The organism is Salipiger sp. ABN3_019 (genome assembly GCF_056158605.1).
Genome location: NZ_JBSWTP010000009.1, coordinates 587,066 through 612,837, shown reverse-complemented (window position 1 = coordinate 612,837; position 25,772 = coordinate 587,066). Strand labels below are relative to the sequence as shown.

Below are 25,772 nucleotides of genomic sequence, written 5' to 3'. Positions count from 1 at the left end.
CTGGTGCAGATGCTTTGCCGCAACCCCGATTGACGGGGCGCGAGAGGCACCTTTAATGACCCTGAACAGCCGGAGTTTAGGATGAAAGAGGGTAACCGTCTTCTTGATGAAATGAACGATCGCTCGCGCGAGGTGTTTCGCCGCGTGGTTGAGAGCTATCTCGAGACGGGCGAGCCGGTCGGTTCGCGCACCCTGACGCGCAGCCTGTCCGAGAAGGTCTCGGCGGCGACCATCCGCAACGTGATGCAAGACCTCGAATATCTCGGTCTGCTCGACAGCCCGCATGTTTCCGCCGGGCGCGTGCCGACGCAGGTGGGTCTGCGGATGTTCGTCGACGGGCTGCTGGAAGTGCGCGATCTGGATATGTCCGACCGTGAGGCACTGGACGCGACCACCTCCAACCGCAGCGACGATGTGGGCGGTCTGCTCGACCGGGTCGGCGCGGCGCTTTCAGGGGTGACCCATGGCGCTTCGCTGGTGCTGACGCCGAAACATGAGGCCCCGGTCAAGCATATCGAGTTCGTCTCGCTCGGCCATGACCGCGCGCTTGTGGTGCTGGTGTTTGCCGATGGTCACGTCGAGAACCGCCTCTTCACCCCGCCACCGGGACAGACGCCAAGTTCGATGCGCGAGGCGGCGAATTTCCTCAACGCGCTGATCGAGGGCAAGACGCTGTCGGAACTGCGCGGCGAGATCGGGCGGCAGATCAGCGCGCGGCGGCAAGAGATCGACGCGCTGGCCGCAGCTCTGATCGAAACCGGCATGGCCGCCTGGGAGAAGGATGCCGACAATTCCGCTCGCCTGATCGTGCGCGGCACGGCGAATCTTCTGGGCCAGGACAGCGAGGTCGAAGAGCTCGACCGCATCCGCTCGCTGTTTGACGACCTCGAGCGCAAGCGGGATATCGCCGAGTTCCTTCAGCTTGCCGAAGCAGGCGACGGGGTCCGCATTTTTATCGGCTCGGAGAACAAACTTTTCTCACTTTCGGGTTCCTCTCTGGTGGTCTCTCCATATATGAACGCGGATCGAAAGATAATCGGTGCGGTTGGGGTCATCGGACCCACGCGGCTCAACTACGGGCGGATCGTACCCATCGTGGACTACACGGCACAGCTGGTCGGCAGGCTGATTGCCGAGCGGAGCTAGAGGTTAGACATGGCAGACGCGAATAAAGACGAATTTCTCGACGATATCGAGGCGGCAGAGGCCGAAGCCCTCGCGAGCGAGATGGAAGAGATGGACGACGAGGCGATCGCGCTGGACGAGCTGCGCGCCGAGCGTGACGAATACAAAGACCGCTTCATGCGGGCGCTGGCGGATGCCGAGAACGCGCGCAAGCGCGCCGACAAGGATCGCCGCGAGGCGCAGCAATACGGCGGCTCGAAGCTGGCCCGTGACCTGCTGCCGGTCTACGACAACCTCAACCGCGCGCTGAACGCCGCGCGCGAGGCCGAGGCGGCAGAGGCGCTGATCGAAGGTGTGGAGCTGACCCTGCGCGAGCTGCTGAACGTGTTCAGCAAGCACGGCATGACGGCGATCAAGCCCGAGGTGGGCGACAAGTTCGACCCCAAGCACCACGAGGCGATGTTCGAAGCCCCGGTGCCCGGCACCAAAGCGGGCGAGATCATTCAGGTCTCGGCAGAGGGCTTCATGCTCTACGACCGCCTGCTGCGTCCGGCGCAGGTCGGCGTCAGCTCGATGCAGGGCTGATCTCGTCACAGTCAGAAACGGAAAACCCCCGGTCGAAAGGCCGGGGATTTTTCATTGGGGGTAAGACACGAGCCGGACGAGCGCCGGACCGTGGGTTGGCGCAGCCACGGGCGTGGTCGCCGCTTTATCCTAGCCAAATACCGGGCCCAGATAGATCGTCGCGCGAGGATGAAAAAGCGCCAGCCCGCGGGGACGGGCCGGCGCTCGTCCGGCGGCTTCGCCTTGATTCCGGACGGGCAGTCGCCCACCCGGCTTTCGTTTCACGTGAACCCACCTCTAGTGCATGTTTCACGTGAGTCCGGTTTACCCCTTCAACAGAGACTTCAGATCGTAAAGCGCCTGCAGCGCGTCGCGCGGGGTCATCTCGTCGGGCAGCAGCGTCGCCAGTCTCTCTTCCACCTCCGAGGGGCCTTTCGGCGCCGCAACAGGCTCTGGTTTCGCCGCCGCCGAGAACAGCGGCAGGTCGTCGATCAGCGCCTTGGGTGAGGTCCGGCCCCGTTCGCCTTCCTCCAGCGCGCTCAGCACGTCGCGGGCGCGGGCGATCACCGCGGGCGGCAGACCCGCCAGCTGCGCCACTTGCACGCCGTAAGAGCGATCGGCTGCCCCTTCGCGCACCTCGTGGAGGAAGATCACCTCGCCGTCCCATTCCTTCACCGCGACGGTGGCATTGCCGACTCCCTCGAGCTTGGCGGCAAGCTGGGTCAGCTCGTGGTAATGCGTGGCGAAAAGCCCGCGCACGCGGTTCACGCCGTGAAGGTGCTCCAGCGTCGCCCATGCGATGGACAGGCCATCATAGGTGGCGGTGCCGCGGCCGATCTCGTCGAGGATCACCAGCGCGCGGTCGTCAGCCTGATTGAGGATCGCGGCGGTCTCGACCATCTCGACCATGAAGGTCGAGCGCCCGCGCGCCAGATCGTCCGAGGCGCCAACGCGGCTGAAAATCTGACTGACCACACCCAGATGCGCGCGGTCCGCAGGCACATAGGAGCCCATCTGCGCCAGCAGGGCGATCAAAGCGTTCTGCCGCAGGTAGGTCGATTTACCGGCCATGTTCGGGCCGGTCAGCAAGGTCACCGACGCGCCCTCGCCATTGGCGTTCAAGGCGCAATCATTGGCGATGAAGGGCGCTCCGCCTTGTTGTTGCAGCGCGCGTTCGACCACCGGGTGACGGCCCGCGACAATCTCGAAGGCGCGGCTGTCGTCGACCTGCGGGCGGCACCAGTTCTGCGCCTTGGCCAGATCGGAAAGCCCAAGCGCCACATCGAACTCGGACAGTGCCAGCCCGGTCTCGGACACCTGCGGCGCGCGGGCCAGAATGGCGCCTTTCAGGCTTTCATAGAGCCGCTTTTCAATCTCCAGCGCCTCGTTGCCGGCGTTGAGGATGCGGGTTTCCAGCTCGGTCAGCTCGACCGTGGTGAAACGCACCTGATTGGCGGTGGTCTGGCGGTGGATGAAGGTCTCGTTCAGCGGCGCCGACATCATCTTTTCGGCGTGGGTCGCCGTGGTCTCGATGAAGTAGCCCAGCACATTGTTGTGCTTGATCTTCAGCGCATTCACCCCGGCCATTTCGGCGTATTTCGCTTGCATAGAGGCGATCACGCCGCGGCCTTCGTCGCGCAGGGTGCGCGCCTCGTCGAGCTGCGCGTCGTAGCCGGGCGCGACGAAGCCACCGTCACGCACCATCAGCGGCGGCTCTGCAACCAGCGCAGCCTCGAGCAGCGCGATCAGCTCGTCATGACCGGTGAGTGTTTCACGTGCATCGGCCAGCAAGGGGGGCAATTCGGCACTGTTTAGGGTCTCGGCGATCTCTTCGGCCTGCGCCAGAGCGTTACGCACGGCGGCCAGATCGCGCGGCCCGCCGCGGTCGAGCCCGAGACGCGAGAGCGCGCGGTCGAGGTCGGGCACCTTGCGCAGACCATCGCGCAGCTGCGCGGCCTCCGGCGCGCCCATCGCCCAGTCCAGAGCCTGAAGCCGCCCCTCGATCACGCCAAGATTGCGCGAAGGGGAGGAAACTCGCCTCTCCAAAAGGCGCGCGCCGCCCGGCGTCACCGTCCGGTCGATCACCGAGAGCAGCGACCCGGCGCGTCCGCCGTTCATCGAGTGGGTCAGTTCAAGATTGCGCCGGGTGGCGGCGTCGATCTGCAGCAGGTTCGACACGGCATCGCGCTGCGGCGGGCGCAGCAGCGGCAGGCGGCCCTTCTGGGTGATGTCGAGATAGTCGACCAGTGCGCCCATCGCCGAAAGCTCGGGCCGCTCGAACGCGCCGAAGCCCGAGAGGGTCTGCACGGAAAAGAGCCTCTTCAGGCGATCCTCGGCCCCGGCACTGTCAAAGGACGCAGCCCCAAGCGGCGTGGGGAAAATGCCGAGATCGCTCAGCACCGGGCGCAGATCTTCGTCGGTGCTTTCCGAGACCAGCACTTCCGAGGGTGCGAGCCGCGCAAGTTCGGCCCCGATGCGGGCGCGGGCGAGGGGCATCACGTGAAACGCGCCGGTCGAAATATCGCACCACGCCAGCGCCCAATCGTCCCGAACACGGCCCAATGCGGCAAGATAGTTGTGACGGCGCGCTTCCAGCAGCGACTCTTCGGTGAGCGTGCCGGGGGTCACCAGCCGCACCACGTCGCGTTTCACCACCGATTTATGGCCGCGCTTCTTGGCCTCGGCGGGGCTTTCCATCTGCTCGCCGACAGCGACGCGAAAACCCTTGCGGATCAGCGTCAGCAGATAGCCCTCGGCGGCATGCACCGGAACGCCGCACATGGGGATGTCATCGCCCGCATGCTTGCCGCGCTTGGTCAGCGCGATGTCGAGAGCTTCCGCCGCCGCCACCGCGTCGTCGAAGAACATCTCGTAGAAGTCGCCCATCCTGTAGAACAAGAGCGCGTCCGGATACTGCGCTTTGATCTCAAGATATTGCGCCATCATCGGCGTGACTGCCGTCATGTAGTCCCCCAGTGCTGCTTTGTGCTGGTTTAGCAAAGCCCCGTGGGGCGGCGAAAGGCGAAATGCAATCAGTTGAGCAGAGCCTTCCCCTGCGCTAAGAGGAACGCCGCTCATAGTCGAGGGAAGCACGCTCATGTCGAAATCCAAGTTCACCCGTGAAGAGGCGCTGGCCTTCCATCTCGAGCCGACGCCCGGCAAGTGGGAAGTGCAGGCCACAGTGCCGATGACCACGCAGCGCGACCTGAGCCTTGCCTATTCGCCCGGCGTCGCCGTGCCCTGCGAGGAAATCGCCGAAAACCCCGAACTGGCCTATGATTACACCAACAAGGGCAACCTCGTTGCGGTGATCTCGAACGGCACCGCGGTGCTGGGTCTCGGCAATCTTGGCGCGCTCGGCGGCAAGCCGGTGATGGAGGGCAAATCGGTGCTCTTCAAGCGCTTTGCCGATGTGAACTCGGTCGACATCGAGCTCGACACCGAGGACCCCGTGGAATTCATCAAGGCCTGCAAGCTGATGGGGCCGACCTTTGGCGGCATCAACCTCGAGGACATCAAGGCGCCCGAATGCTTCATTATCGAGCAGCGCCTGAAGGAAGAGATGGACATCCCGGTCTTCCACGACGACCAGCACGGCACGGCGGTGATCTGCGCCGCGGGCCTGATCAACGCGCTGCACCTCTCGGGCAAGAAGATCGAAGAGGTGAAGATCGTGCTCAACGGCGCGGGCGCGGCGGGCATCGCCTGCCTCGAGCTGCTGAAGTCCATGGGCGCGCAGCATGACAATTGCATCATGTGCGACACCAAGGGCGTGATCTATCAGGGCCGCACCGAGGGCATGAACCAGTGGAAGTCCGCCCACGCGGCCAACACTTCGCTGCGCACGCTCGAAGAGGCGATGGTTGGCGCCGATGTCTTCCTTGGCGTGTCTGCCAAGGGCGCGGTGACGCAGGACATGGTGAAAAGCATGGCCGACAACCCGGTGATCTTTGCCATGGCCAACCCCGATCCCGAGATCACCCCCGAAGAGGCGCATGAAGTCCGCGTCGACGCCATCGTCGCCACCGGCCGTTCGGACTACCCGAACCAGGTGAACAACGTTCTGGGCTTCCCCTATCTCTTCCGCGGCGCGCTCGACATTCACGCGCGTTCGATCAACGACGAGATGAAGATCGCCTGCGCCGAGGCGCTGGCCGAACTGGCGCGCGAGGATGTGCCGGACGAGGTGGCGCTGGCCTATGGCAAATCGCTGACCTTCGGGCGTGATTACATCATCCCCACGCCGTTTGATCCGCGCCTCATCCACCGCATCCCGCCCGCCGTCGCCAAGGCGGGCATGGACACCGGCGCGGCGCGCCGTCCGATCATCGACATGGATGCCTATCAGGCGGGCCTGATGGGCCGCATGGATCCCACCGCCTCGGTGCTGCGCAGCATCAACAGCCGGGCGCGGGCCGCGCAGGCGCGGATGATCTTTGCCGAGGGCGACGACCCGCGCGTGCTGCGCGCTGCGGTCATGTATCAGCGCAACGGTTTCGGCAAGGCGATCGTCGTGGGCCGCGAGGCGGACGTGAAAGAGAAGCTCGAGGCCAGCGGCCTTGCCGATGCGGTGCGCGAGATCAAGGTGGTCAACGCCGCCAACACCGAGCACCTCGAGACCTACAAGGAGTTTCTCTACAAGCGCCTGCAGCGCAAGGGCTACGACCGGCAGGATGTGCACCGTCTGGCGGCGCGCGATCGCCATGTGTTCGCTTCGCTGCTGCTGGCGCATGGCCATGGCGACGGTCTGATCACCGGCGCGACCCGCAAGTCGGCGCATGTGATGGAAGCGATCAATCAGGTGTTCGACGCCGATGCCGAAAGCGGCGTGGCGGGCGTCACCGCGCTGCTGCACAAGGGCCGCATCGTGCTGATCAGCGACACGCTGGTGCATGAATGGCCCGAAGCCGAGGATCTGGCGAATATCGCAGAGCGCGCCGCCGGGGTCGCGCGGCACCTCGGGCTCGAGCCGCGGGTGGCCTTCGTGTCCTTCTCGACCTTTGGCTATCCGGTGTCGGAACGCGCCTCGAAGATGCACCGCGCGCCGATGGTGCTTGATCAGCGCGGCGTCGACTTCGAATACGAAGGCGAGATGACCGTGGATGTGGCGCTCAACACCCGCGCGCAGGAGAACTACCCGTTCCAGCGCCTGAGCGGCCCGGCGAACATCCTCGTGGTGCCGGCGCGGCACTCGGCCTCGATCTCGGTCAAACTGATGCAGGAGATGGCGGGGGCGACGGTGATTGGCCCGATCCTCGCAGGCATCGACAGTTCGATCCAGATTTGCTCGACGACGATGACCGCCAATGACATCCTCAACATGGCGGTTCTGGCGGCCTGCAAGGTCGGCTGATCCACATTGATAACTCCTGCCGGATGCCTCCGGCGGGAGTATTTTTGGGAAAGATGAAAGGGCAGGGCGCAGCATGGCGATCTTCAACCTCGGGTCGATCAATGCCGACATGACCTATCGGCTGCCGCATCTGCTGGCGCCGGGCGAGACGCTGGCGACCAGCCGGCTGACGCGCGGGCTGGGCGGCAAGGGCGCCAATATGTCGGTGGCAGCGGCGCGCGCCGGGGCGCGGGTGGTGCATCTTGGGGCCGTCGGCCCCGATGGGCGCTGGGCGATCGAGCGGCTGACTGAATATGGCGTCGACACGCGGCAGATCGCGGTGATCGAGGAGGTCACCGGCCATGCCATCATCATGCTCGATGCCGAGGCGGAGAATTCGATCCTGATCCACCCCGGTGCCAACCGCGCACTGTCGGTGGAGCGGATCGAGGCCGGTCTCGAAGAGGCCGGACCCGAAGACATCTTCGTGTTCCAGAACGAGACCAACCTGCAGCGCGAGGCCGCCGAGATCGCCTCGCGGCGGGGAATGCGCGTCGCCTATGCGGCGGCGCCCTTCGATGCCGAGGCGGTGACCGCCGTGCTGCCGCTGCTCGATCTGCTGGTGCTCAACGAGGTCGAGGCGGCGCAGCTCGAAGAGGCGACGGGGCAGGGCATCGAGAGCATTCCGGTGCGCGACGTGGTGGTGACGCTGGGCGCCAAAGGCTGCCGCTGGATCAACACCGACAGCGGTGAGAGCCGCAATTTCGCCGCGCTGCCGGTCACCCCGGTGGACACCACCGGCGCAGGCGACACCTTCACCGGCTACCTGCTGGCGGGCCTCGACCGGGCGCTGCCGATGGCGACGGCGATCGAACTGGCGCAGCGCGCCGCCGCGCTGATGGTCATGCGCGAAGGCACTGCCGATGTGATCCCCGATCTCAAGGACGTCACCGAGCATCGCTTCTAAGCGATTTCGGCTTCGTCTAGATGCAAATATCCCGGGGAGTCCGCGTCAGCGGACGGGGCAGAGCCCCTCAGCCCCCGGCAAAGGGCGCGGCGCTGCCCCACAGCTGCCGCACCCGGGCATCCCGCCCGCAGGCCTCGCGATAGCGTTTATAGGCAGAGGCCTGCCGGAGCGGGCCGAAGCGGGTCAGCACGAGGCTGTCGCCCTTGTGGTAATCCTGATGATAGTCCTCGGCTGGCCAGAAGCGCCCCGCGGGCAGGATCGGCGTGACGATCTTTTTCCCCAAGGCGGCCTGCGCCTGAGCTTTTGCGGTTTCCGCCGCGGCACGCTGCGCCCCGCCGTTGACGAAGATCGCGGTGCGATAGCTCTCACCCCTGTCGCAGAACTGCCCGCCCGCGTCGGTCGGGTCGATCGAGCGGAAGAACAGCGCGTAAAGCTCCTCTGCAGAAACACGGGCGTCATCGAAGATGATGCGCACCGCCTCATAATGCCCGGTTCCGCCCGCGCTGACCTGTTTGTAGCTGGGGTTGGCGGTCCTCCCGCCGGTATAGCCCGAGATCGCCTCGCGCACGCCTTTCACCTTCTCGAAATCGGCTTCGACGCACCAGAAACAGCCTCCGGCGACCACGATCTCTCCGGCCCGAACTGCCGCGGGCAGGGCAAATACGGGCGCCGCCAGCGCAAGGCTCAGCAGGCATTTCATCAGCAGCCGTTTCATGATTTCTCCTCCGCTTTGCCTCAGGCTGCGGGCGTGGGCCGGTTCGATCAATCAAAATCCGCGCGGCTCACCGCTTGGTGACAGCCGCCGTTCCGCCGCACGGCCTGATCACGCGGCTTTATCACGGGGGTCATCATGGGGCTTTCCCTTCGCCAGCGGCGGCCCTAGCGTGCCTGCATGGATAAGATCACCACGCATCAGGCGGAGGAGGACCTCCGCAACGAGACGATCCAGATCTGGGTCAATGGCACGCTGAAACCCAAGGCCGAGGCGCTGGTCTCGGTCTATGATTTGGGGTTCATGCTGGGCGATGGCATATGGGAGGGGCTGCGGCTCTATGACGGGCGCTGGTGCTTTCTGGACGAGCATCTCGACCGGCTGTTCGAGGCGGCGCTGGCCATCGACCTCGACATCGGCATGAGCCGCGACGCGCTGATCGCCGCGCTTCATGAGACGCAGGCGGCCAACGGTATGACCACCGACGCGCATTGCCGGCTGATGATCACCCGCGGCCTCAAGACCCGCCCGTTCCAGCATCCGGCGCTGTCGCGGCAGGGGCCGACCGTGGTGATCCTGATGGAGCACTCAAAGCCCTCGATCCCGCGCCCGATCCGTCTTGCCACCGTGCCCCACCAGCGCGGCCTGCCGATGACGCAGGATCCCAAGCTCAACTCGCATTCCAAGCTCAACTGCATCCTCGCCTGTATCGCCGCCGAGAAGGCTGGCGCGGATGAGGCGCTGATGCTCGACGTGCATGGCTTCGTGAACACCACCAACGCCTGCAACTTCTTCATCGTCCGCAAGGGCGAGGTTTGGACCTCGACCGGCGATTATTGCATGAACGGCATCACCCGGCAGAAGGTGATCGACCTCTGCCGCGCCAATGGCATTCCCATCCATGAACGCAACTACTCGCTGGTCGACACCTATGGTGCCGACGAGGCCTTTCTCACCGGCACCTTCGGCGCGCAGACCCCGGTGTCCGAGATCGACGGGCGGCGCATCGGCAGCGGCGAGATGGGCCCGGTGACGCAGCGCATCCGCGATCTTTATATGGAACTTGTAAAACCATGAGGCTTTGCCAATGAGACTGGCCATGTGGTCCGGGCCGCGCAATCTGTCGACGGCGCTGATGTATTCCTTCGGCAATCGCGCCGATTTTCACGTGGTGGACGAGCCCTTCTACGGCCCCTACCTGCGGCTCACCGGCCTCGATCATCCGATGGGCGAGGCGATCAAGCAAAGCCGCCCGGAAAGTGCCGAAGCGGTGGCGCAGAGCCTGCTCGGGCCGATCCCGGGCGGCAAGCCGCATGTGTATCACAAGCACATGGTGCAGCACATGATCGACGGCATCCCGCGTGGCTTCATGGCGGACTGCGTCAACGTCTTCCTGATCCGCCACCCGGCGCGCGTGGTGGCCAGTTTCACCAAGGGCTGGGAGGCGGCGACCGCAGAGGACATGGGGTTTCGCCAGCAGGCCGAGCTTTACGACGAGATGCGCGCCGCCGGGCAAAGCCCGGTGGTGATCGACAGCGCCGACATCCGGCACGATCCCGAGGTCATGTTGCGCCGCCTGTGCGCCGCCATCGGCCTCAGCTTCGATCCGGCGATGCTGGCGTGGCCCGCGGGCGGCCATGCGCAGGACGGCGTCTGGGCACCGCATTGGTATGGCTCGGTGCATCGCTCGACCGGTTTTGCCGGTGCCGAAGGGCCGCTGCCCGAGCTCTCCGGAGAGGCGGTACGGGTCGCCGATGAGGCGCTGCCGCTCTACGAACGGCTCCGCGCCGAGGCGCTCTGAGCGCAGTGCGGCGGGGGTGTTTCTGGACACTTCCGCCGCCTTGCAGGCGCTGGCAAACACGCGCCCGAAAAAGATTCACAAAAAATGTAGAAAAAACTTCGCGCCGCTGAAACTCACCGTCTGAGCCCTGCGTGTATAGGAAAGCGTCGTGCGGAATAGCCCGCTTTGCTCCTGTGGGTTGCTGGACGGCGTAAGGGTAACGGTACGAGTTGAGCCGCCCGAGGTCTGCCGCGTCTTAGGTTTTATTAAGATGTGTGGTGCAAGTTGACGCAGTGGGCCGCGGAACAAGACGGTAGATAAAGATGGTTTGAAATTCAGGATCGGACACGGGCTTTGGCCGCATAATCGCGGCTTGTCCGGCGTCCCCTTGCAAGGGCGTGCTTGCGTATCCCCACCTTTGCACGTCCTTGGCCGCTTCCGGTGTCGTGACCGGAAGCGGCCATTTTTATTTGTTCTTCCGGACTTGTTAGTTCTTCAGAATGATGTGTGTGCCGCGTCAGCCTGCCAGTGCGGCGCTTGTCACCGGGCAGCGGCTGCCCTCATAGAGCGTGTCGAGCACCTCTGCGAAGACGCCGGGCGCGGATGGCAGCGCCTCAAACAGCGTCATGCAGGAGCGCACCTTCAAAGCATCGACCGGCCCGAGGATCGCTTCGGGTGTCTTGCCCTTATGGATCAGCAGCAGCCCCGCGCATTCCTCGAGCCGCGCCCCGAGCAGCGGATGCGCGAGATAGGCCTGTGCCTCGGTGGTGTCGCGCAGACCGAAATGGCGGGCGCGGGGAGAGCGGCCCAGCTCGGCCAATTGCGGAAACACCCACCAGATCCAATGGGTGACCTTCTGCCCCTGCCGCAGCTCGCGCGTCACCTGCGGCCAGACCTGCGCCTGTGCGTCGATGAATTCTTGAAGTTCTGCCATGCCGTGCCCTCCGGCGTCGCGGGCGAGCCTAGCGCAGTGTGCGGCGGAGCGGGAGGCGGGGGCGTACCTATGGAAGAAAGGGGCTCTGCCCCCGCCGCGCTGCGCGCGTCTCCCCCGGGATATTTGGGTCTAGACGAAGAGACGGAGGCTGCCGCTTCGTCTAGATAAAAATATCCCCGCCGGAGGCATGTCCGGCGGGGATCATTCGGGTCAGCGCTGGGAAAGGGCTCAGCCTTTCAGGCGGCGGTTCCGCGCGGCCAGCAGCTTCAGGCGCAGGGCGTTGAGCTGGATGAAGCCCGCCGCGTCCTGCTGGTCGTAGGCACCGGCGTCATCTTCGAAGGTCACGTGGGCCTCGGAGTACAGCGAGTGATCCGACCAGCGCGCCACGGTGCGCGCCGAGCCCTTGTAGAGCTTCAGGCGGACGGTGCCGCTGACGTGCTCTTGGCTCTTGTCGATCAGCGCCTGCAGCATCTCGCGCTCGGGCGAGAACCAGAAGCCGTTGTAGATCAGCTCGGCGTAGCGCGGCATGATCGAATCCTTGAGGTGACCGGCGCCGGAATCCAGCGTGATCTGCTCGATGCCGCGGTGCGCTTCCAGCAGAACGGTGCCGCCCGGGGTCTCGTAGATGCCGCGCGACTTCATGCCGACGAAACGGTTTTCCACCAGGTCCAGAACGCCGATGCCGTGCTTGCCGCCCAGTTCGTTGAGCTTGGTGAGGATCGTCGCGGGCGACATCGCCTCGCCATTGATCGCCACGGCATCACCCTTCTCGAAGGTCACTTCGATGTACTCGGGCTCGTTCGGCGCCTGCTCGACCGGCACCGTGCGCTGCAGTACGTAGTCGGGGGCCTGTTCGGCGGGGTTCTCCAGCACCTTGCCCTCGGAGGAGGTGTGCAGAAGGTTCGCATCGACCGAGAAGGGCGCTTCGCCGCGCTTGTCCTTGGCGATCGGGATCTGGTTCTTCTCGGCGAAGTCGATGAGCTTCGTGCGCGAGGTGAGATCCCACAGGCGCCACGGCGCGATCACCTTGATGTCGGGGTTCAGCGCGTAGCAGGCCAGCTCGAAGCGGACCTGATCGTTGCCCTTGCCGGTGGCGCCATGCGCGACGGCATCGGCACCGGTCGCGGCGGCGATCTCGACCAGACGCTTGGAGATCAGCGGGCGGGCGATCGAGGTGCCCAGCAGGTAGAGCCCCTCGTAGAGCGCATTGGCGCGGAACATCGGGAAGACGAAATCGCGCACGAACTCTTCGCGCAGGTCTTCGATGTAAATCTCACTCACGCCCAGCATCTCTGCCTTGGCGCGGGCGGGTTCCAGCTCTTCCCCCTGACCGAGATCGGCGGTGAAGGTGACAACCTCGCAGCCGTATTCGGCTTGCAGCCATTTCAGGATGATCGAGGTGTCGAGGCCCCCGGAATAGGCCAGGACGACTTTCTTGGGCGCGGACATGGACATTCCCTCACGTATGAACTGGCTTCGCGCATTACTGCCTTTTATCATCGGGGGCAAGGATCGCCCGTTGACCTGCGGGGTCCATATGCTAGCGATCGCCGGGTGAATTTCGAAAAGGTGGGGTTTTTGATGAAGGGCTGGCGGATTTTCCTGCATTCCCTGCGCATGGTGATCGACAATCTGGGCACCGCGCTGCGCGTCTCGCTGGTGCTCTATCTGGTGCAGGTGGCCAGCCAGATCGCCACCTATCTGCATCCCATGCAGACCGATGCTTCTGGCGGGCCGGTGACCGTGATCGGCGTTCCGGCGCTGGTGCTGGTGGTGCTGGCGGTGCTGGCGAGCCTTTGGATCGCCGTGGCATGGCATCGTTTCGTGCTGACCGGAGAGACGCCGCGCGGCTGGCTGCCGCGCTGGCATGGGGGCGAGATTCTCGGCTACTTCGGGCGGTCGATCATGATCGGGCTGGTGATCTTTCTCGGGCTCATGGTCGCGGCGATCCCGGTGGCGCTGATCAGCGCGGGACTGCCGGGGCTGGCGCCGATCCTCGTCTTCGGTCTGGTGGGCTTGGGCGGCTATCTGTTCTTCCGCCTCGGGCTGATCCTGCCCGCCTCCGCGGTGGGCGAGCGATTGAGCCTCAAGGACGCGTGGAAGGCCACCAAGGACGACGATGGCGCGGTGATCACGCTGGCGCTTGTGGTGATCGGCGGCTCGCTGCTGGTCGAACTGCCGGCGCTGATCGACGATACGGCGGGCTCGATCATCAATCTGGTCTACGGGCTGGTGATCAACTGGTTCGCCACGATGATCGGCATCTCGATCCTCACCTCGCTTTACGGCCATTTCATCGAGGGGCGGCCGATCGACTGACCGAAAGCTGCGGCGTCTGAGGAGGCTTGCGCAAACGCCTTCGATGCGCCAAGTCGGTGGGCATGGATGAGTTTCTCGATCACGCCCGCGCCGCCACAGAAGAAATGCGCTCGGTCTTTCCCGAGACGCCGCTTCTGCGCAACGATCACCTGTCGCAGCTTCACGGCGCCGACATCTGGCTGAAGCGCGAGGATCTGAGCCCGGTGCGCAGCTACAAGCTGCGCGGCGCGTTCAACGCCATGCGCAAGCGCCCCGAGGTCGAGACCTTTGTGGCTGCAAGCGCGGGTAACCACGCGCAGGGCGTCGCCTATATGTGCCGCCAGTTCGACAAGCGCGGCGTGATCTTCATGCCGGTGACCACGCCGCAGCAAAAGATCCAGAAGACCCGGATGTTCGGTGGCGAGAACGTCGAGATCCGCCTCATCGGGGACTATTTCGACGAATGCCTGAAGGCGGCGCAGGGCTATTGTGCCGAAATCGGCGGGCATTTCCTGTCGCCCTTCGACGATCAGGACGTGATCGAGGGGCAGGCCACCGTGGCGGTCGAGATCGAACGGCAGTTGGGCCGCGTGCCCGATCATCTGGTGATCCCGGTCGGCGGTGGCGGGCTTGGCTCCGGCCTGCTGAGCTATTTCGGCACCGACACGCACTATACCTTTGTCGAGCCGCAGGGCGGGGCCTGTCTGCGCGCAGCGCTTGAGGCGGGCAAGCCGGTGCCTCTGGCGGCGGTCGACAATTTCGCCGATGGCGCGGCGGTGGCGCAGATCGGCAGCAAGACCTTCGAGGTGCTAAAGGGGGTCGGCGTTGCCAACACGCTGACCATCAACGAAGACCGGCTCTGCACTTCCATGCTCGAGATGCTGAACGTCGAGGGTGTGGTGCTCGAGCCTGCGGGGGCGCTTTCGGTCGATGCGTTGAAGGATCTGGGGCAGGCGATCCGCGGCAAGACCGTGGTCTGCATCACCTCGGGCGGCAATTTCGACTTCGAGCGTCTGCCGGAGGTGAAGGAACGGGCGCTGCGCTACTCGGGGGTGAAGAAATACTTCATTCTGCGGCTGCCGCAGCGTCCCGGCGCGCTGAAGGATTTCCTGAACTTCCTTGGTCCCGAGGATGATATCGCCCGCTTTGAATACCTGAAGAAATCGGCGCGCAACTTCGGTTCGGTGCTGATCGGGATCGAGACCGCCGATCCGAAGAATTTCGATGCGCTCTTCGGCAAGCTGGACGCGCATGGCTATGCCTATCGCGACATCACCGACGATGAGGTTCTGGCGCAATTTGTCATCTGACGGGTTGCCACATGATGTGGGCGCGCTGGGCGTCTTGGGGTGGCCGTTCGTTTCACGCGACCAGCCGCACGGCAAGCTGATCCAGAAATTCCGCGCGTGAGCGGGCAAAGCAGTCGCGCAGCGCCGATAGGTCGACAGTATCGCCTTTGCCGGTGGTGGCGGCCTGCTCGCCGCTTTCGCACAGGGCCGACATCCGCGCGAAGCCGAGGTTCAGGCTGCTGCCTTTGAGAAAATGCAGCCTGTCCGCAAGATCGGGCACGTCCGAGGCTTGGGCAGGCAGAGCGTCCAGAACGCGCTGCACCTCGCGCAGGAAAAGCGCGACAATCTCATCAAAATCATCGCCCCCCACCTCGCTGCGCAACTCGGCAGCGCGGGTCCAGTCGATCAGGGGGGGCGCGGCCGCCTGTCGCGCGGCGCCCTCGGGTCTGTCGGTCATCCATGCACCTCCTCCCGCAGAGGCTCGCAGCAAAATCTGAACGAAGTGTTTCGATCTCGGCGGGTCAGGTGAAACAGGGCGTTAACACCGGGGCTTTAGGGTCTGCCGCGCAGGCGGGTCTACAAAGGAAATACGGTGTCTCCCTATCTGGCGGAAAACCTCGAGGATCGAAGTGGTGAGGCTCCGATCCGTCGGGTTCTTGTGGTGGATGACAGTCCGCTGCAGCTGAAGATCCTGTCCTCTATGCTCGAACGCTGGGGGCTTGAGGTTTGGCAGGCGCAGGATGGGGCCGAAGCGCTGCGTATCTGCGCCGAAAGCCGCCCCGATGCGGTGTTGTCGGATTGGATGATGCCGGGGATGGACGGGCTGGACCTCTGTCGCCACTTCCGAACGCAATGCGGGGATCGCTACGGCTATTTCATCCTGCTCACCTCGAAAAGCGACAAGGCAGAGATCGCGCGGGGCTTGGACGCCGGGGCGGATGATTTCCTGACCAAGCCGGTGAATGCCGCGGAATTGCGCGCCCGGATCAACGCCGGCGCGCGGATCCTGAAGATGCAGCGCCAATTGTCGGCGACCTTGGGCCATTTGCAGGCGGCCTATGACGCGGTGGATCGCGATCTGCAGCAGGCAAGGTTGATCCAAGAGGCGTTGGTGCCGCGCCGTGCACGGCGCATCGGGGCCTCGCAAGTCAGCCTGCTGCTGAAGCCCTGCGGGCATGTGGGCGGCGATCTGGTCGGCAGTTTCTCTCATTGCGAGCGCAGCGTCGGGCTCTACAGCATCGACGTGTCGGGCCATGGCATCACCTCGGCGCTGATGACCGCGCGGATTGCCGGGCTTCTGGGCGGTGACTTTCCCGAGCAGAACATCGCGCTGGAACGCATCGTGCATGGCACGCTCTTTCGCGCCCCGGAGGAGGTGGCGCGGCGCATGAATGAGCGTCTGGCGGCGGATCCCGGGATCGCCGAATATCTCACCATGGCCTATGCGGTGGCCGATCTCGACAAGGGCAGGGTCGATCTGGTGCAGGCGGGACACCCGCCTCCGCTGCTGCTGCGCGCCGATGGCCGCGCCGAGTTCGTCGGTCATGGCGGTCTGCCGGTGGGGCTGATCCCCGGCGCGAGCTACGAGCGGCTGCAGCTGCAACTATCGCCGGGTGATCGCCTGCTGCTCTATTCCGACGGGTTCACCGAGGCGCTGCTGCCGGGCGGCGGGATGCTCGATCAGGAGGGGCTGCTTGCGTTGGTGCGCTCGGGGGGTGGTCGCGGCACCGAGTTTCTCGACGATCTCTTCTGGCGGCTGACCCAGCGCATCGTCGCGGGCGCGCGGCTCGACGATGATGTCTCGGCCGCGCTGCTGGAGTTCGAAATGCCCTGAAACAGGCTCTGATACAGGCTCTGATCCGGGCCGAACCCTTGGATTTCAGACCAGAACGCGGCGCAGGAAATCGCGGTCGCCGGGGGTGCCGAGGATCTCGGCGGCAAGCTCGGGGTTCATCCAGACCGCCTCATGCCCCGGCTCGCTGGGCGGGCCGAGCGGGCGGACGGGATGCGCCGCATAGATGATGCAGAGCTTCTCGGCCCAGAGATCGTATTCGGGCATGAAGGTGAAGCGGCGGAACGCCCCGAGGCGGCGCGGACGGGCAATGCGCCAGCCGGTTTCTTCGAAAACCTCGCGGTGCAGCGCGGCGATGGGCGACTCACCGGCGTCGATGCCGCCGCCCGGAAGCTGGTACTCGGGCCATGGCTCTGCCTGATGGGTGACCAGAACCGCCCCGTTGCGCGGCAGGATCGCATAAGCGCCGGGGCGCAGCGTGTAACGCCGACCGGATTCGGGCGGCTCGCCGTATCGTGCAGTCATCGGTCCCCCTTGGTTCCCGTGTTTTTGCTGCTTATATGGGGCCGATATGCCAAGATCCGGCAGATAAGGAAACCCCATGACCATCGGCAGCAAACTTGCCTGGGACGATACCGTCCTGCCATTCCAATTGGATCACGCCGACATCCGGGGCCGCGTGGCGCGGCTTGACGGGGTGCTGAGCGGAATCCTGAGCCAACATGACTATCCCGAGGCCGTCGAAGGGCTCATCGCCGAGATGACCCTGCTGACCGCGCTGATCGGCCAGACGATGAAGCTGCGCTGGAAGCTGTCGCTTCAGGTGCAGACCCGCGGCGCGGTGCGGATGATCGCCACGGATTACTACGCCCCCGAGAAAGAGGGCGAACCGGCCCGGCTGCGCGCCTACGCCAGCTTCGACCGCGAGCAGGTCACCAGCGCCCCCGCCTTTGAGCAGCTCGAAGACGGCTATTTCGCCGTGCTCATCGATCAGGGTAAAGGCACCACGCCGTATCAGGGGATCACGCCGCTGGCGGGCGGTGCGCTGGCGCGCTGTGCCGAGAGCTATTTCGCCCAGTCCGAACAGATCCCGACCCGCTTTGAGCTGAACTTCGGCAATGTGCCGCAGGCCGATGGCACGTCGAACTGGCGCGCTGGCGGCGTAATGCTGCAGCACATGCCCAAGGCCTCGCCCTTCGCCAAGCCGCTCGTCGATGGTGAAGGCGGCAGCGGTGACAAAGGCGTGCTGCGCCCCGAGGACCTGCTTGGCGACGATGACGACGGTGAAAACTGGCGCCGCGTGAACTTCCACCTCGACACGGTGGACGAGCTGGAACTGATCGGACCCGACCTGCCGCCGACCGACCTGCTGGTGCGGCTCTATCACGAGGAAGGCCCGCGGGTGTTCGACGCGCAGACCGTGCGCTTCGGCTGCACCTGCTCGGAGGATCGCGTGCGTCAGTCGCTGTCGATCTACTCGGCGCGGGACATCGAGAAGATGACCACCGACGACGGCATCGTCACCGCCGATTGCCAGTTCTGCGGCGCGCATTACGAGCTCGACCCGGAAACGGTCGGCTTCGAGGCCAAGAAGTGAGCCGCGTCCGGGATCAGATCGATTTGCTGAAACGGGCGCTGGAGGAAACCTCCGGCGCGTCCTCCGATTTCGATCTGAACCCGGGCACGGTTTTGCCGGAGGGGCGCAAGCTGCGTCCCGCCGGTGTCCTCGCGGGGTTTGTCGCTTGCGAGCAGGGGCTGGAACTGGTGCTGACCAAGCGCAGCTCGCGGCTCAAGCATCATCCCGGCCAGATTGCCTTTCCCGGTGGCAAGGTCGACCCCGGTGACGAAGACGCCGTGGCCGCCGCCCTGCGCGAGGCGCGCGAGGAAGTCGGGCTCGCCGAAGGGCGGGTGGATGTGCTGGGCAGCCTGCCCGCGCATGAAACCGTGACCGGCTTTGAGGTGACGCCTGTCTTGGGTCTCATCATGCGCGATTTCGACCCTGTGCCAGAGCCCGGCGAGGTGGCCGAAGTGTTCCGCGTGCCGTTCGAACATATCGCCAAGCTGGACAATTACGCCATTCAGGGGCGGCGCTGGCGCGGCACCACCCGGCATTATTGGACGGTGCCTTACGGTCCCTATTACATCTGGGGCGCCACGGCGCGGATGCTGCGCGGGCTGGCGGAGCGCATGGCATGACGCCCGCCGACACCACAGTGACCGGGGAGTGGCTGACCTGCGCCTCGACGCAGGCGGTGCTGAAGATGCTCGAGGCGGGCGGCCATCAGGCCTATGTGGTGGGCGGCTGCGTGCGCAACGCGCTGATGGGCGTGCCGGTAAGCGATGTGGACATCGCCAGCGATGCCCGTCCCGAACGCGTGGTGGAGTTGGCCGAGCGCGCCGGGCTGAAGCCGGTGCCCACCGGCATCGAACATGGCACGGTCACCGTCGTGGCGGATGGCGTCGGCCATGAGATCACCACTTTTCGCGCCGACACGGAAACCGACGGCCGCCGCGCCGTGGTGCGGTTTTCGGATGATATCGCGGAAGACGCGGCGCGGCGCGACTTCACCATGAATGCGCTCTATGCCGATGCGCGGGGGCTGCTGATCGACCCTCTGCAAGGGCTTTGCGACCTGCGCGCCCGGCGTGTGAGGTTCATCGGCGAGGCCTCGGACCGCATCCGCGAAGACTATCTGCGCACGCTGCGCTACTTCCGCTTTTCCGCTTGGTACGGCGATCCCGACCAAGGGTTCGACCCCGAGGCGCTGGCCGGGATCGCGGCCAATCTCGATGGTCTCGACACGCTCTCGCGGGAGCGCGTCGGACAGGAAGTGCTGCGCCTTCTGTCCGCGGCCGATCCGGTGGCGGCCGTGTCGGTGATGGCGCAGGTGGGTGTTCTGGCCCATGTGCTGCCGGGCGCGAGCGTGACGGCTCTGGGCCCGCTGGTGGCCGAGGAACAAAGACTGCTTGTGGCCCCTGACGCGCTGCGGCGGCTGGCCTGTCTTGGTGCCGCAGAGCCTGATCTGCGCCTGTCGAAAGCGCAGCAAAAGCAGCTTCACACTCTACAAAGCCTGATCGGCGAGATGCAGGGCCCCGCAGAGCTTGCCTACAGACATGGGGCAGAGACCGGGCAGAATGTGCTGCTGCTGCGCGCGGCAAGTTTCGAAATGCCCGTGTCAGAGCCGGATCTCAGCGCGCTGGGCGTCGGCGCGGCGGCGAAATTCCCGCTCACCGCACGCGATCTGATGCCCGCGCTCAAGGGCCCGGAACTGGGCGAGGCGCTGCGCGCCGCCGAGAAACGCTGGATCGCGTCGGGTTTCACGCTTACCAAGGCGGAACTTCTGTCTGACGAGTAAGCGCCCTGCATGACCCTCGACCCGCTTTATGCCTTTGTCTTCTTCGGGCTGTTCTCGCCCGGGCCGAATGTCATCCTGCTGACCGCCTCGGGCGCACGCTTTGGCGTGAAACGCACTTTGCCGCATCTCTTTGGCGTGGTTCTGGGGGTCGGCATCACCGCCGGTCTCACCGGGCTCGGCATCGCCGCGCTGCTGCAACAGATGCCGCGGCTGGAGTTTGCGCTGCGCATCGCGGCCAGCGCATGGATGCTCTACATGGCGTGGGGCCTCTGGACCGCCGAGCGCCGCAAGAAGGCCGAGGCGGCGCGGCCGATGACGCTCATCGAGGGCGCGCTCTTTCAATGGGTGAACCCCAAGGTCTGGGCGGTGGCGCTCGCGGCGGCCTCGGCCTACCCATCGGCGCTGGGACCGGTGGGCGAGGCGCTGCGGCTGGGCTCGGCGTTTTCGGGTCTGAACCTCTTTTGTTGTCTCTTCTGGACCTCGGCGGGCGCGCTGCTGACCTATCTTCTGGCCACCCCGGCGGCTTGGCGCTGGTTCACAAGGGCGATGGCGCTCGCGCTGGCAAGTTTTTCCGTCATGGTGTTCCTGTAAGGCCTGACCTAGACCTTTGGTCAAAGTACAGGACCTGACCCATGTTTCGCCGTTTCGAGAGCATGGTCGATCCCTATGTGGACCATCCGCAGACGGACCGGCCCCCGACCAAGCTGCTGCCCTTCATGCTGGAGTATGCGCGGCCCTTCCGCCGTGTCTTCGTCTGGACGGCGCTGCTCTCGGTCGTGGTGGCGGCGGTCGAGATCGGGCTGATCTGGGCCATGGGCTGGGTCGTCGACATCCTTGGCGGCGAGCCTGCCGAGGTCTGGGACGCCCACGGCGGGCAGCTGATCGCGCTGGCGCTGTTCATCCTGTTCCTGCGCCCGCTCATTCAGGCACTGGACGTGCTGCTGTTGAACAATGCGATCATGCCGAACTTTGGCACCTTGGTGCGCTGGCGGGCGCATAAGCAGGTGCTGCGCCAGTCGATCGGCTGGTTCGAGAATGATTTCGCCGGGCGCATTGCCAATCGCATCATGCAGACCCCGCCCGCCGCCGGCGAAGCGGTGTTTCAGGTCTTCGACGCCATCACCTTCTCGGTTTCTTACGTCATCGGCGCGGTGATCTTGCTGGGCGATGCCGATTGGCGGCTGGTGATCCCGATGCTGATCTGGCTGGGGCTCTATGGCGTGCTGATGCGCTGGACGATCACCCGCGTCGGCCCCGCGTCCAAGGCCGCCTCGGATGCGCGCAGCTTCGTCACCGGGCGCGTGGTCGATGCCTATACCAACATCCACGCGGTGAAGATGTTTGCCCACGACCGGCAGGAACTGGACTACGCCAAGGAGGCGATCGAGGAGGCGCGGCAGACATTTCAGGCCGAGATGCGGCTCTATACCGTGATGGATTTGGGTTTGATGATCCTCAACGGGCTGCTGATCGTCGGGGTGGTCGGCTGGGCCGTGGCGCTGTGGATGCAGGGCGAGGCGAGCACCGGCGCGGTGGCGGCGGCAACGGCGCTGACCCTGCGGCTCAACGCGATGACCGGCTGGATCATGTGGGCGCTGACCACCTTCTTCCGCCAGCTTGGTGTGGTGGCCGAGGGGATGGAGACCATCGCCCAGCCGATCACGCTGGTGGATGATACGGACGCCAAGCCGCTGCGGCTGGAGCAGGGCGAGATCGCCGTTAGGGATTTGTCGCACCACTATGGCCGAGGGCAGGGCGGGCTCGACCGCATCAGCCTGACCATCCATCCGGGCGAGAAGATTGGTCTGGTGGGCCGGTCTGGCACCGGTAAATCGACCCTCGTGAAGCTGCTTCTGCGGTTCTACGACCCTGAATTGGGGAAAATCGAGATCGACGGGCAGGATGTCACACGTGTGACGCAAGACAGCCTGCGGCGGCAGATCGGCATGGTGCAGCAGGACAGCGCGCTGATGCACCGCTCGGTGCGCGAGAACCTTCTCTATGGCCGCCCCGAGGCCAGCGAGGCCGAGATGATCGCGGCGGCGCGGCAGGCGCAGGCGCACGAGTTCATCCTCGAGCTTGAAGACGGGCAGGGGCGGCGCGGCTATGACGCCCATGTGGGCGAGCGCGGCGTGAAGCTTTCGGGCGGGCAGCGGCAGCGCATCGCGCTGGCGCGGGTGATCCTCAAGGACGCGCCGATCCTGATCCTCGACGAGGCGACCTCGGCGCTGGATTCAGAGGTCGAGGCCGCCATTCAGGACACGCTTTACGGCATGATGGAGGGCAAGACGGTGATCGCCATCGCGCACCGGCTCTCGACCATTGCCGCGATGGATCGCATTCTGGTGATGGACGGCGGGAAGATCGTCGAAGACGGTGCACATGACGCGCTTTTGGCCCAAGGTGGCCTATATGCAGGATTCTGGGCGCGCCAGTCGGGCGGATTTCTTGATCCCGACAAGCAAGGCCCCGCCTGATCCACCAAAGACCCAAGCAAAGGAGAGGGCCCGCATGAGCCTTTCCGACATCATAGACCCGTTTTCCCGCGCCCATACGCCGCCGCCGCAGACGCTGGGGCGTTTCGTTATGTGGGCGCTGAAGGGCGCGTGGCCGGTGCTGATCCCGGCAGCGCTGCTCTCGGCGCTTGGCGGGGCCTTCGAGGTGATCACCGCCAAGCTTCTGGGCGATGTGATCGACCGCGCGCTTGGCGGCTCGGCGCAGACGGTGTTTGCCGAGCACTGGCCGTTCCTGCTGTTCTGCGCGGTGTTCTTCATCGCGGTGCGGCCCGGCATCGCGGGTCTGTCGGCCTATGTGCAGTCGGTGCTGATGCAGCCCAATGTGTTCAACCTGATCCTCAGCCGGGTGCACCGCTACACGCTGGGCCATTCGGTCACCTTCTTCGACAATGACTTCGCCGGGCGCATCTCGCAAAAAGAGATGCAGACCGCACGGGCGCTGAACGATGTGATCTCCGAGGTGGTGCAGGCGGTGCTCTTTGCGCTGGCCTCGGTGATCGGTTCGATCTGGCTGGTGGGCTCGATCGACTGGCGCATCGCCATCGGGCTGGTGGTCTGGGTGATCGCCTATGGGTTCCTGCTGCGCTTCTTCATGCCGCGCATCCGGGTCCGGTCGAAGGCGCGGGCCGCGGCGCGGGCGATGGTCACCGGGCAGCTTGTCGACACGGTGACCAACATCAAGACGGTCAAACTCTTTGCCCATGACGATTTCGAGGATCAGGCCGCGCTTGATGCCATGTCGACCTATCGCGAGCGCTTCATCTCTTTCGGCACCGTCGCCTCGGCCTTCCGTTTCTGGCTGATGGCGCTGGCGGGCACGCTGCCGGTGGTGCTGATCGGCGGCGCGCTGCTGTTCTGGGCACGCGGCTTCGTCACCGCGGGCGACATCGCGGCCACCGGTGCCGTGGCGATCCGGCTCAGCCAGATGACCGGTTGGGTCAGTTTCACGCTGATGGGCATCTACGCCAACATCGGCGAGATCGAGGACGGCATCCGCACCATCACCCCCGATCACACGCTGCTCGATGCACCGGACGCGCAGCCGCTGGCGGTACCGCAGGGGCGGATCGAGTTCCGCGACGCGGGCTTTGCCTATGGCCGCGAGGAGGGCGGCGTCGAACATATCGAGCTGAACATCGCGCCGGGCGAGAAGATCGGCATCGTCGGCGCCTCGGGGGCCGGGAAATCGACCCTCGTGGCGCTGCTTTTGCGGCTTTACGACACGGAAAAGGGTGGGATCTTCATCGACGGGCAGAACATCTCGCATGTCACGCAAGAGAGCCTGCGGCGGCAGATCGGCATGGTCACGCAAGAGACCGCCATGTTCAACCGCTCGGCGCTGGACAACATCCGCTATGGCCGTCCGGGCGCGACCATGGAGGAGGTGATCGCCGCCGCCGAGAAGGCCGAGGCGCATGGCTTTATCCAGAACCTGCGCGATCACATGGGCCGCACCGGCTATGATGCGCATCTGGGCGAGCGCGGCGTGAAGCTCTCGGGCGGGCAGCGGCAGCGCATCGCACTGGCCCGCGCGATCCTCAAGGACGCGCCGATCCTGGTGATGGATGAGGCGACTTCGGCGCTTGATTCCGAGGTCGAAGCCTCGATCCAACGCGCGCTGGAGCGGGTGATGGAGGGCAAGACCGTGCTTGCCATCGCGCACCGGCTGTCGACCATTGCCAGCATGGACCGGATCGTGGTGCTGGACGAGGGCCGCATCGCCGAGCAGGGCACGCATGACGCGCTGCTGGCGGCGGATGGTCTTTATGCGCGCTACTGGAACCGGCAGAGCGGCGGGCTGATCGACCCGCAGGAAGCGGCGGAATAGCGTGCTTGCGCGGCGGCCCCGTTTGAGGGCATGACGCCGCTATGGAACAGGTCACAATCGAACGGCTCGGGCATCAGGGCGACGGCATTGCCGCCGGTCCCATCTTTGTGCCCGGCACTCTGCCCGGCGAGACCGTCGAGGGCGAGATCACCGGCGGCGTCATGGATGCGCCGCGCATCGTCATGCCCTCGGAGATGCGGGTCAGCCCGCCGTGCCGCCACGCGAAAAGCTGCGGCGGCTGCCAGTTGCAGCACGCGCGGCCGGATTTCGTCGCCGACTGGAAGCAGGGCGTGGTACGCCACGCGCTGGCCGCGCATGGGATCGAGACCGAGTTCCGCGAGATCGCCACATCGCCCGAGGCTACCCGCCGCCGCGCGGGCTTTTCCGCCCGCCGCACCAAGAAGGGCGCGCAGGTCGGCTTTCACCGCAAGCGTTCGGACGTCATCGTCGAAGTGCCCGATTGCCGCGTGGTCGACCCGAAGCTCGCCGCGGCGCTGCCGATGGTCGAGGCGCTGGCGGTGCTCGGCGCCAGCCGCAAGGGGGAGCTTTCGGTGCTCGTCACCACCAGCCTCGGCGGGCTCGATGTGGTGGTGAAGGGCGGCAAGGAGGCCGACGCGCAGATGCAGCAGGCGCTCTCGGAGCTTGCCCGCGCCTATGATTGCGCCCGTATCGCATGGGGCGAGGACGTGGTGCTGACCCGCCGTCCGCCGAACCAGAAGATGGGGCGCGCCGAAGTGGCGCCGCCGCCGGGCGCCTTCCTGCAGGCCACGCCGCAGGGCGAGGCCGCGCTGCTCGAGGACGTGCGCGGCTATGTGCAGGGCGCGAGCCATGTGGTCGATCTCTTCGCCGGATGCGGCACCTTCGCGCTGCCGCTGGCCGAGGGGGCGCGGGTGCATGCGGTCGAGGGCGACAAGGCGATGACGCAGGCGCTGGACCACGGCTGGCGTCACGCGCAGGGCCTGCGGCATGTGACCACCGAAGCGCGCGATCTGTTCCGCAATCCGCTGCTGCCGCAGGAACTGGCGCAATTCGACGCGGCAGTCATCGACCCCCCGCGCGCCGGAGCCGAAGCGCAGGTGGCGCAGCTTTGCGAGGCGCGGATTCCGCGGATCGCGTTCGTCTCGTGCAATCCGGTGACTTTTGCCCGCGATGCGGCGGCGCTCTTGCGCGCGGGCTATGCGCTCGACGGGCTGCGGGTGGTGGATCAGTTCCGCTGGTCGACCCATGTGGAACTCGTCGCCGGGTTTAGCCTGCGCTAAGTAAGGCGGCTATTTGTCGG

General features: G+C 65.4%; 22 protein-coding genes. 16 read left to right on the top strand and 6 right to left on the bottom strand.

All coding sequences use genetic code 11. The features are described 5' to 3' along the window. Positions 1–81 precede the first annotated feature (81 nt). The gene (gene hrcA, locus ACXAD2_RS11005; RefSeq protein WP_066103434.1) at positions 82–1,146 is read left to right on the top strand and encodes a heat-inducible transcriptional repressor HrcA; all 1,065 of its coding nucleotides are present in this window, start codon (positions 82–84) and stop codon (positions 1,144–1,146) included. Between the two features lie 9 nt (positions 1,147–1,155). Further along, on the top strand, positions 1,156–1,710 hold the full coding sequence (locus tag ACXAD2_RS11000) for a nucleotide exchange factor GrpE (protein ID WP_224902149.1): 555 nt from the start codon (positions 1,156–1,158) through the stop codon (positions 1,708–1,710). A gap of 303 nt (positions 1,711–2,013) precedes the next feature. Here the strand turns inward: ACXAD2_RS11000 and mutS are convergent, their stop codons facing one another. Next, the gene (gene mutS / locus ACXAD2_RS10995) at positions 2,014–4,653 is read right to left on the bottom strand and encodes a DNA mismatch repair protein MutS (RefSeq protein WP_475169811.1); all 2,640 of its coding nucleotides are present in this window, start codon (positions 4,651–4,653) and stop codon (positions 2,014–2,016) included. Between the two features lie 133 nt (positions 4,654–4,786). Here mutS and ACXAD2_RS10990 point away from each other — a divergent pair, with 133 nt between their 5' ends. Further along, positions 4,787–7,042 (top strand): NADP-dependent malic enzyme, encoded by a 2,256-nt coding sequence (locus tag ACXAD2_RS10990; protein ID WP_475169809.1) that lies wholly within the window; start codon positions 4,787–4,789, stop codon positions 7,040–7,042. Between the two features lie 73 nt (positions 7,043–7,115). After that, positions 7,116–7,988: a ribokinase gene (locus tag ACXAD2_RS10985; protein ID WP_475169807.1), complete on the top strand. Its 873-nt coding sequence runs from the start codon at positions 7,116–7,118 to the stop codon at positions 7,986–7,988. 67 nt (positions 7,989–8,055) lie between these two features. Here the strand turns inward: ACXAD2_RS10985 and msrA are convergent, their stop codons facing one another. Then, positions 8,056–8,703, bottom strand: a complete 648-nt coding sequence (gene msrA / locus ACXAD2_RS10980; protein WP_475169805.1) for a peptide-methionine (S)-S-oxide reductase MsrA — start codon at positions 8,701–8,703, stop codon at positions 8,056–8,058. A 177-nt stretch (positions 8,704–8,880) separates the two neighbouring features. Here msrA and ACXAD2_RS10975 point away from each other — a divergent pair, with 177 nt between their 5' ends. Together ACXAD2_RS10975 and ACXAD2_RS10970 are read left to right on the top strand one after the other, a co-directional pair. Continuing rightward, entirely contained in the window at positions 8,881–9,777 is an 897-nt protein-coding gene (locus ACXAD2_RS10975) for a D-amino acid aminotransferase (RefSeq protein ID WP_475169803.1), read from the top strand. Positions 9,778–9,787: 10 nt separating this feature from the next. After that, complete coding sequence (locus tag ACXAD2_RS10970) at positions 9,788–10,501, top strand: sulfotransferase-like domain-containing protein (protein ID WP_475169802.1); 714 nt, start codon at positions 9,788–9,790, stop codon at positions 10,499–10,501. A 496-nt stretch (positions 10,502–10,997) separates the two neighbouring features. Here the strand turns inward: ACXAD2_RS10970 and ACXAD2_RS10965 are convergent, their stop codons facing one another. Together ACXAD2_RS10965 and ACXAD2_RS10960 are read right to left on the bottom strand one after the other, a co-directional pair. Then, positions 10,998–11,414 carry a DUF1810 domain-containing protein gene (locus ACXAD2_RS10965; RefSeq protein WP_475169800.1) on the bottom strand — a complete coding sequence of 139 codons (417 nt, stop codon included), beginning with the start codon at positions 11,412–11,414 and terminating at the stop codon, positions 10,998–11,000. 228 nt (positions 11,415–11,642) lie between these two features. After that, a complete protein-coding gene (locus tag ACXAD2_RS10960) occupies positions 11,643–12,863 on the bottom strand; it encodes an argininosuccinate synthase (protein WP_066103408.1) in 1,221 nt (406 codons plus the stop codon). 132 nt (positions 12,864–12,995) lie between these two features. Here ACXAD2_RS10960 and ACXAD2_RS10955 point away from each other — a divergent pair, with 132 nt between their 5' ends. Both ACXAD2_RS10955 and ilvA read left to right on the top strand, forming a co-directional pair. Continuing rightward, positions 12,996–13,733 carry a hypothetical protein gene (locus ACXAD2_RS10955; protein ID WP_475169797.1) on the top strand — a complete coding sequence of 246 codons (738 nt, stop codon included), beginning with the start codon at positions 12,996–12,998 and terminating at the stop codon, positions 13,731–13,733. Positions 13,734–13,795: 62 nt separating this feature from the next. Then, entirely contained in the window at positions 13,796–15,022 is a 1,227-nt protein-coding gene (gene ilvA / locus ACXAD2_RS10950; protein WP_475174831.1) for a threonine ammonia-lyase IlvA, read from the top strand. Between the two features lie 52 nt (positions 15,023–15,074). On the opposite strand, the gene ACXAD2_RS10945 is transcribed toward ilvA, so the two are convergent. Next, a complete protein-coding gene (locus ACXAD2_RS10945) occupies positions 15,075–15,458 on the bottom strand; it encodes an Hpt domain-containing protein (RefSeq protein ID WP_475169796.1) in 384 nt (127 codons plus the stop codon). A gap of 135 nt (positions 15,459–15,593) precedes the next feature. Between ACXAD2_RS10945 and ACXAD2_RS10940 the strand changes: the two genes are divergently transcribed. Then, the gene (locus ACXAD2_RS10940) at positions 15,594–16,835 is read left to right on the top strand and encodes a PP2C family protein-serine/threonine phosphatase (protein WP_475169794.1); all 1,242 of its coding nucleotides are present in this window, start codon (positions 15,594–15,596) and stop codon (positions 16,833–16,835) included. 45 nt (positions 16,836–16,880) lie between these two features. On the opposite strand, the gene ACXAD2_RS10935 is transcribed toward ACXAD2_RS10940, so the two are convergent. Further along, positions 16,881–17,318 (bottom strand): NUDIX hydrolase, encoded by a 438-nt coding sequence (locus tag ACXAD2_RS10935; RefSeq protein ID WP_475169792.1) that lies wholly within the window; start codon positions 17,316–17,318, stop codon positions 16,881–16,883. Between the two features lie 76 nt (positions 17,319–17,394). Between ACXAD2_RS10935 and hslO the strand changes: the two genes are divergently transcribed. Genes hslO through ACXAD2_RS10900 form a run of 7 tightly spaced genes read left to right on the top strand, consistent with a single transcriptional unit; the run spans position 17,395 to position 25,752 of the window. Further along, positions 17,395–18,390, top strand: a complete 996-nt coding sequence (gene hslO, locus ACXAD2_RS10930; protein WP_066103395.1) for an Hsp33 family molecular chaperone HslO — start codon at positions 17,395–17,397, stop codon at positions 18,388–18,390. Next, entirely contained in the window at positions 18,387–18,989 is a 603-nt protein-coding gene (locus ACXAD2_RS10925; RefSeq protein WP_164178492.1) for a CoA pyrophosphatase, read from the top strand. The genes hslO and ACXAD2_RS10925 overlap by 4 nt, the downstream gene beginning before the upstream one ends. Further along, on the top strand, positions 18,986–20,149 hold the full coding sequence (locus ACXAD2_RS10920) for a CCA tRNA nucleotidyltransferase (protein WP_475169790.1): 1,164 nt from the start codon (positions 18,986–18,988) through the stop codon (positions 20,147–20,149). The genes ACXAD2_RS10925 and ACXAD2_RS10920 overlap by 4 nt, the downstream gene beginning before the upstream one ends. Before the next feature lie 9 nt (positions 20,150–20,158). Next, positions 20,159–20,740, top strand: coding sequence for a LysE family translocator (locus ACXAD2_RS10915; protein WP_066103389.1), 582 nt, complete (start codon positions 20,159–20,161; stop codon positions 20,738–20,740). 41 nt (positions 20,741–20,781) lie between these two features. Beyond that, positions 20,782–22,626, top strand: coding sequence for an ABC transporter ATP-binding protein (locus tag ACXAD2_RS10910; protein ID WP_475169788.1), 1,845 nt, complete (start codon positions 20,782–20,784; stop codon positions 22,624–22,626). 34 nt (positions 22,627–22,660) lie between these two features. Next, entirely contained in the window at positions 22,661–24,493 is a 1,833-nt protein-coding gene (locus ACXAD2_RS10905) for an ABC transporter ATP-binding protein (protein WP_475169786.1), read from the top strand. Positions 24,494–24,534: 41 nt separating this feature from the next. After that, entirely contained in the window at positions 24,535–25,752 is a 1,218-nt protein-coding gene (locus ACXAD2_RS10900; RefSeq protein WP_475169785.1) for a class I SAM-dependent RNA methyltransferase, read from the top strand. Positions 25,753–25,772: the final 20 nt, after the last annotated feature.

What these genes read in the sequence shown, in the direction of transcription:
- hrcA (WP_066103434.1), top strand. Translation starts at nt 82, where the DNA reads ATGAAAGAGGGTAACCGTCTTCTTGATGAAATGAACGATCGCTCGCGC.
- ACXAD2_RS11000 (WP_224902149.1), top strand. Translation starts at nt 1,156, where the DNA reads ATGGCAGACGCGAATAAAGACGAATTTCTCGACGATATCGAGGCGGCA.
- mutS (WP_475169811.1), bottom strand. Translation starts at nt 4,653, where the DNA reads ATGACGGCAGTCACGCCGATGATGGCGCAATATCTTGAGATCAAAGCG.
- ACXAD2_RS10990 (WP_475169809.1), top strand. Translation starts at nt 4,787, where the DNA reads ATGTCGAAATCCAAGTTCACCCGTGAAGAGGCGCTGGCCTTCCATCTC.
- ACXAD2_RS10985 (WP_475169807.1), top strand. Translation starts at nt 7,116, where the DNA reads ATGGCGATCTTCAACCTCGGGTCGATCAATGCCGACATGACCTATCGG.
- msrA (WP_475169805.1), bottom strand. Translation starts at nt 8,703, where the DNA reads ATGAAACGGCTGCTGATGAAATGCCTGCTGAGCCTTGCGCTGGCGGCG.
- ACXAD2_RS10975 (WP_475169803.1), top strand. Translation starts at nt 8,881, where the DNA reads ATGGATAAGATCACCACGCATCAGGCGGAGGAGGACCTCCGCAACGAG.
- ACXAD2_RS10970 (WP_475169802.1), top strand. Translation starts at nt 9,788, where the DNA reads ATGAGACTGGCCATGTGGTCCGGGCCGCGCAATCTGTCGACGGCGCTG.
- ACXAD2_RS10965 (WP_475169800.1), bottom strand. Translation starts at nt 11,414, where the DNA reads ATGGCAGAACTTCAAGAATTCATCGACGCACAGGCGCAGGTCTGGCCG.
- ACXAD2_RS10960 (WP_066103408.1), bottom strand. Translation starts at nt 12,863, where the DNA reads ATGTCCGCGCCCAAGAAAGTCGTCCTGGCCTATTCCGGGGGCCTCGAC.
- ACXAD2_RS10955 (WP_475169797.1), top strand. Translation starts at nt 12,996, where the DNA reads ATGAAGGGCTGGCGGATTTTCCTGCATTCCCTGCGCATGGTGATCGAC.
- ilvA (WP_475174831.1), top strand. Translation starts at nt 13,796, where the DNA reads ATGGATGAGTTTCTCGATCACGCCCGCGCCGCCACAGAAGAAATGCGC.
- ACXAD2_RS10945 (WP_475169796.1), bottom strand. Translation starts at nt 15,458, where the DNA reads ATGACCGACAGACCCGAGGGCGCCGCGCGACAGGCGGCCGCGCCCCCC.
- ACXAD2_RS10935 (WP_475169792.1), bottom strand. Translation starts at nt 17,318, where the DNA reads ATGACTGCACGATACGGCGAGCCGCCCGAATCCGGTCGGCGTTACACG.
- hslO (WP_066103395.1), top strand. Translation starts at nt 17,395, where the DNA reads ATGACCATCGGCAGCAAACTTGCCTGGGACGATACCGTCCTGCCATTC.
- ACXAD2_RS10920 (WP_475169790.1), top strand. Translation starts at nt 18,986, where the DNA reads ATGACGCCCGCCGACACCACAGTGACCGGGGAGTGGCTGACCTGCGCC.
- ACXAD2_RS10915 (WP_066103389.1), top strand. Translation starts at nt 20,159, where the DNA reads ATGACCCTCGACCCGCTTTATGCCTTTGTCTTCTTCGGGCTGTTCTCG.
- ACXAD2_RS10910 (WP_475169788.1), top strand. Translation starts at nt 20,782, where the DNA reads ATGTTTCGCCGTTTCGAGAGCATGGTCGATCCCTATGTGGACCATCCG.
- ACXAD2_RS10905 (WP_475169786.1), top strand. Translation starts at nt 22,661, where the DNA reads ATGAGCCTTTCCGACATCATAGACCCGTTTTCCCGCGCCCATACGCCG.
- ACXAD2_RS10900 (WP_475169785.1), top strand. Translation starts at nt 24,535, where the DNA reads ATGGAACAGGTCACAATCGAACGGCTCGGGCATCAGGGCGACGGCATT.